We start from the raw sequence: 467 nt of genomic DNA, 5'->3' as shown, positions 1-467 counted from the left end.
CTTCCCAGAAAAAAGACTACCGCTTCAAAATCGGCACGATTGGGGAAAAGAAACCGGAGGACTGGGTTGTGGTTGAGGGACAGCACGAACCGCTGATTGACCGCATGAGCTTTGATATTGTGCAGAACAAGCTGAAATCCCGCCAGCGTCCGGGGCAGACCAATGAAATCAGCCTGTTTGCCGGACTGATAAAATGCGGCGAGTGTGGGAAGTCGCTGACGATACGCTACACAAACGCAAAACATCCCCAGCGGATTTACTCCTGCAAGACCTACAATGCCTTTGGAAAGAACCACTGCACCCAGCACCGGATTGACTATGACACCCTTTACAGCCATGTGCTGCGGAAAATCCGGGAATGTGCCAGAGCTGCCCTGATGGACGGGGAAGCGGTTGCTGACCGCCTGACCAATACCTGTGAAGCCGAGCAGCGGGAACAGCGGGAAGCAATGGAACGCTCCCTTACA

1 protein-coding gene is annotated in these 467 nt (G+C 54.0%); it reads left to right on the top strand.

What is annotated here, in order from left to right:
- Positions 1-467: recombinase family protein (locus NE664_13715; GenBank protein ID MCQ4727690.1), on the top strand; the 467-nt coding region annotated here is incomplete at both ends.

Source organism: Anaerotignum faecicola (genome assembly GCA_024460105.1).
GTDB lineage: Bacteria > Bacillota > Clostridia > Lachnospirales > Anaerotignaceae > JANFXS01.
Note: the sequence above shows the minus strand (reverse complement) of the source record. Positions and strands in the feature narration are given on the sequence as shown.